Source organism: Candidatus Baltobacteraceae bacterium, from assembly GCA_036559195.1.
GTDB lineage: Bacteria > Vulcanimicrobiota > Vulcanimicrobiia > Vulcanimicrobiales > Vulcanimicrobiaceae > JALYTZ01.
The window spans coordinates 1-4,659 of the sequence record DATBTN010000074.1 but is presented as its reverse complement, the minus strand read 5'-3'; the positions used below and the strand labels follow the sequence as shown (position 1 = coordinate 4,659).

Here is a 4,659-nt window from a genome sequence, read left to right as displayed (position 1 = left end):
TCAAAATGAAACCACTGGGGGGCGTCGCGAAGTCTGTATATCGGGAGAGCCGACGGCTTCCCGTCTTCCATAAGATACCAACAAATACACCGGAGAGGACCACGCGTGAGCACCACCCTGGAGCGTATCGCCCCGTTTACGAACGACCCGATCAAGACCTATTCCGATCCCGCCGATGTCGCCGCCATGCAGGCCGCGCTCGCCGCCGTAAAGGCGCAGCTTGGCAAGAGCTACCCCCTCGTGATCGACGGCGAGCGGATCGAGACGGAGAAGAAGATCCGGTCGATCAATCCGGCCAAGCCCGGCGAAGTCGTCGGTATCGTTTCGTCGGCGTCGCGCGAGCAGGCCACGCGCGCGATCGAGATCGCACACGAGCGCTTCGGGAGTTGGAAGAATACGCCGGCGCAAGAGCGTGCGAGCTATCTCTTCAAGGCGGCGGAACTCGTGCGCGCGCGCCGATTCCATTATAACGCGCTGCTCGTGCTCGAAGTCGGCAAGAACTGGATCGAAGCCGACGCCGACACGGCAGAAGCGATCGACTTTCTCGAATTTTACGCGCGCGAAGCGCTGCGGCTCGCGCAGCCACAACCCCTCACGCCGATCCCCGGCGAAGACAACGAGTTGCGGTATATTCCGCTCGGCGTCGGCGTCGTGATTCCGCCTTGGAATTTTGCGTTCGCGATTATGGCCGGTATGACGTCGGCCGCAATCGTTTCGGGCAACACCGTCGTGCTCAAACCGTCGAGCGATTCGGCCATTATCGCGGCGTGGTTCGTCGATCTTCTGCACGAAGTTGGAATACCCAACGGCGTTGCGAACTTCGTGCCCGGCAGCGGCGGCGCGATCGGCGATGCGATCGTCGCGCATCCCCTCACGCGTTTCGTTTCGTTTACCGGCAGCAAGCAAGTTGGTTTGCACGTAAACGAGCTCGCGGCCAAGACCGTGCCCGGGCAGAAATGGATCAAGCGCGTCATCGCGGAGATGGGTGGTAAGGATTCCATCATCGTGGCGGCCGATGCCGACGTCGACGCGGCGGTCGAGGGCGTAGCCGTATCCGCGTTCGGCTTTCAAGGACAGAAGTGTTCCGCCGCCTCGCGTGCGATCGTCGATGCGTCGATTTACGACGAGTTCGTCGAAAAACTGCGAACGCGCGTGGCGAAGATGACGGTCGGCGATACGACCGATCGCGAAATGTACATGGGGCCGGTCGTCAACGAAGGCGCCATGAACGACATCTTGCGCTACATCGAAATCGGCAAAAAAGAAGGCCGTCTGATCTGTGGAGGAAATCGCATCGGCAGCGACGGGTACTTCCTCGAACCGACCGTTATTGCCGACATCGCACCGGATGCGGTGATCGCGCAGGAGGAGATATTCGGACCCGTTTTGGCAGTTATCAAGGCGGCGAATTTCGATAACGCGCTCGAGATCGCGAACAACACCGAGTTCGGATTAACGGGCGCCGTGTTTTCGAAAGATGCGGCGAAACTCGAACGTGCGAAGGACGAATTTTTCGTCGGCAATCTGTATCTCAATCGCAAGTGTACTGGCGCGCTCGTCGGCGGCAATCCCTTCGGCGGATTCAACATGTCGGGAACCGATAGCAAAGCGGGCGGCCAGGATTACTTGCTGCTCTTCACGCAGGCGAAATCGATCTCGAAAAAACGCTAGAGAGCGCCCAGACTCCCCGCAATGCGTCCGAAGCGATCGCTTCGGGCGCATTCGTTTTCATCGCCGTAGCGAATTAGGAAAAACGAACGTGATCGACACGACTCTGCGATTACTCCCGAACGCGGACCGGCGCATTCGTCTCGGACATGCGTGGGTATTCAGCAACGAAATCGATACGAAAAAGACGCCGCTCGCCGCATGCGTTCCCGGCCAACTAGCGGCCATCGTCGACGCGCGCGGCAAAGGCGTCGGCATCGCATACGTCAATCCGGGCGCGCTCATCTGCGCGCGCGTGCTGACGAGCGACATGCGCGCCGACATCGACGCAAACTGGTTCGAGTCGCGAATGCGGCGCGCGCTGCGCTCGCGCGACTCGATCTACCCGACGCCGCACTATCGCGCGATCTACGGCGAATCCGACGGCCTTTCCGGAATCGTGGTAGATCGTTACGGGCAAACGCTCGTCGCGCAGCTTAACACCGCGGGCGCGATCGCGTTGCGCGAGCCGATTCTGGAGGGGCTCGCGCGCGTGTTCGAGCCCGCCGGCATCGCGCTGCGAACGGCGGGTTCCGTGCGCGCGCTCGAAGGGATCGACGGTCTCGACGAGACCGTCGGGGAGGTTCCCGACGTCGCCGAAGTCGTCGAAGGGGACGCGCGCATGCGCGCGCCGCTGCGGGGAGGGCAGAAGACCGGATACTTTTACGATCAGCGAGACAATCGGTCGCGCCTGGTTCGCTACGTTCGAGGTAAACGCGTGCTCGACGTATATTCGTACGTCGGCAGCTGGGGCGTGCGTGCGATGCAGTTCGGTGCCGCTAGCGCGACGTGTATCGACAGCTCCGGATTCGCTCTGGAGCTAGCGCGGGAGAACGCGCGCGCGAACGGTGTGGAGTTGGCGACCGAAGAGGGCGACGCGCTCGCTATTCTCGACGGGCTGGCGAGCGCGGGCGAACGCTTCGATGTGGTGATCGTGGATCCGCCCGCCCTAATCAAGCGCAAACGCGATATCGCGGCGGGAGAATCGCACTACGAGCGCTTGAATCGCGCGGCGCTGCGCGTGCTCGCAAAGGACGGCGTCTTGATCTCTTGCTCGTGCTCGCATCACCTCGCTCCCGCGAGCCTGCAGCGCGTGATTCTGCACGCGACGCGCGCCGAGAACCGCCGGGCTGCGATCCTCGAGCGTCACGGACACGCGCCGGATCACCCGATCCATCCGGCGATGCCCGAAACGGAGTATCTCAAAGCGTTCTTCGCTCGTGTGTCGTGAAGCTCACATGACTCGGGAAATCGGCAACGAGATGCCGGCGATGCGCAGGAAGGGATCGTCCGCCCGTTTGGCCGGAAGCCGGAGCCGCAGCTCGCAGTAGTCGAAGATGATTGGAATGGTGGGACGGGATTCGCTCACGTGATGTACCCTCTGTAGGCGGATTGCTGGTGTACTAACCTGTCATCATGCTACGCCGGATATAGTAACTTGTCAATATACTTTGACGGTGCTATAGTACGCGTATGGCAGATCGCACGTCCGCGCCCGACCGGCTCGAAGTCCTCCGGGAATTCGTCAATACCGTCGAGCTGGAGACCGGCGAGGATCTGCTCGAACGGCCCGAGGACGCCGGCGCCTGGTTTAGCCGGCACGGCATCCCCCGGCCGGAAGCCACGGAGCTCGCCCGCGTCCGGGCCTTTCGGGAACGATTACGGGGCGTATTGCTCGCCAACAACGGCGACGGCAGCGCCGATACCGCCTGGAGCGCCCTCGCTCCGGAGGCCGCCCACGCGCCGATGCGCCTAACCATCGATGGCGGGGCGAAACCGCGGCTGGCTCCGGCCGGCGCCGGGGCCGACGGCACGGTGGGCGCTTTCCTCGCGATCGTCTACGACGCCGTCGCCGACGGAACGTGGGCTCGCCTGAAGGCGTGCGCCAAAGACTCGTGCCGGTGGGCATTCTACGACCGATCGAAAAACGGGTCGGGCACCTGGTGCAGCATGGCGGTCTGCGGCAATCGCGCGAAAGCGCAGCGCCGCCGTTTACGGGACCGACAAATCTCGTAGACGACCATGGTACGATACTCCACGTGCAGCGATGCTGCGGGCAAAAAGCCAGGGGATCGGCGCTAAAACGAGCGCCGCAGAGAAAACCAAAAATCGCCCTTGACTCGACCGCCCGGATGAGATAAGCTGTTCGTCGTGACTCTGATGTCTACCGAAACGGTTCGGTCAGCAAGATTCGACCTTAAGAGGTTGGACGTCGGCGTTCGTTCCTTGAAAACTGAACAGTGCAGTAGCGCATAAGTCTGTGGGTCTCTGGACCTCATTGGACGAAGCGCCGAAAGGCGTTTTTTCTTTTGTGGTTTTTGAGAAATAAGTCAGCACTCGGGCAAACTTCCGGCTCCACCGGTTTCTGCCAAAGAGACTGACCGTACAATTTATGACTAGTCCTCGTGCTTCGACAAGCTCGGTATGAAAATACCGATCGACACCGGAGTAAGGGGGCGGATCGATTTCGCAATCGATTCTATATATAGTCAGCGATAGATAAGGGCCATTAAACAAGGCTCCAAAATATTTTTTGGAGAGTTTGATCCTGGCTCAGGACTAACGCTGGCGGCGTGCCTAACACATGCAAGTCGAACGAGGTAGCAATACCTAGTGGCAGACGGGTGAGTAACACGTGGTCAACCTTCCCTAGCGTGGGGGATAACTAGCCGAAAGGTTAGCTAATACCGCATGATATCGTCGAGTGGCATCACATGACGATCAAAGGAGCAATCCGCGCAAGGACGGGACCGCGTCCCATTAGCTAGTTGGTGAGGTAATGGCCCACCAAGGCTTCGATGGGTAGCTGGTTTGAGAGAGCGACCAGCCACACTGGGACTGAGACACGGCCCAGACTCCTACGGGAGGCAGCAGTGAGGAATTTTCCGCAATGGGCGAAAGCCTGACGGAGCGACGCCGCGTGTGGGAAGAAGGCCTTCGGGTCGTAAACCA

General features: G+C 60.7%; 4 protein-coding genes and 1 rRNA gene. 4 read left to right on the top strand and 1 reads right to left on the bottom strand.

Annotated elements, in window-relative coordinates; all coding sequences use genetic code 11:
* Positions 1-105 precede the first annotated feature (105 nt).
* Together pruA and VIG32_12110 are read left to right on the top strand one after the other, a co-directional pair.
* A complete protein-coding gene (gene pruA / locus VIG32_12115) occupies positions 106-1,671 on the top strand; it encodes an L-glutamate gamma-semialdehyde dehydrogenase (GenBank protein HEY8298752.1) in 1,566 nt (521 codons plus the stop codon).
* An 88-nt stretch (positions 1,672-1,759) separates the two neighbouring features.
* On the top strand, positions 1,760-2,938 hold the full coding sequence (locus tag VIG32_12110; protein HEY8298751.1) for a class I SAM-dependent rRNA methyltransferase: 1,179 nt from the start codon (positions 1,760-1,762) through the stop codon (positions 2,936-2,938).
* A gap of 3 nt (positions 2,939-2,941) precedes the next feature.
* Here VIG32_12110 and VIG32_12105 read toward each other — a convergent pair whose 3' ends face one another.
* Entirely contained in the window at positions 2,942-3,076 is a 135-nt protein-coding gene (locus tag VIG32_12105) for a hypothetical protein (GenBank protein HEY8298750.1), read from the bottom strand.
* A gap of 104 nt (positions 3,077-3,180) precedes the next feature.
* On the opposite strand from VIG32_12105, the gene VIG32_12100 reads away from it, so the two are divergent.
* Entirely contained in the window at positions 3,181-3,723 is a 543-nt protein-coding gene (locus VIG32_12100; protein HEY8298749.1) for a CGNR zinc finger domain-containing protein, read from the top strand.
* 514 nt (positions 3,724-4,237) lie between these two features.
* Positions 4,238-4,659 (top strand): 16S ribosomal RNA (locus VIG32_12095); the annotation flags it as partial.

Bases quoted from the DNA above. Each gene is read 5' to 3' on its own strand.
- VIG32_12100 (HEY8298749.1), top strand. From the start codon at position 3,181: ATGGCAGATCGCACGTCCGCGCCCGACCGGCTCGAAGTCCTCCGGGAA.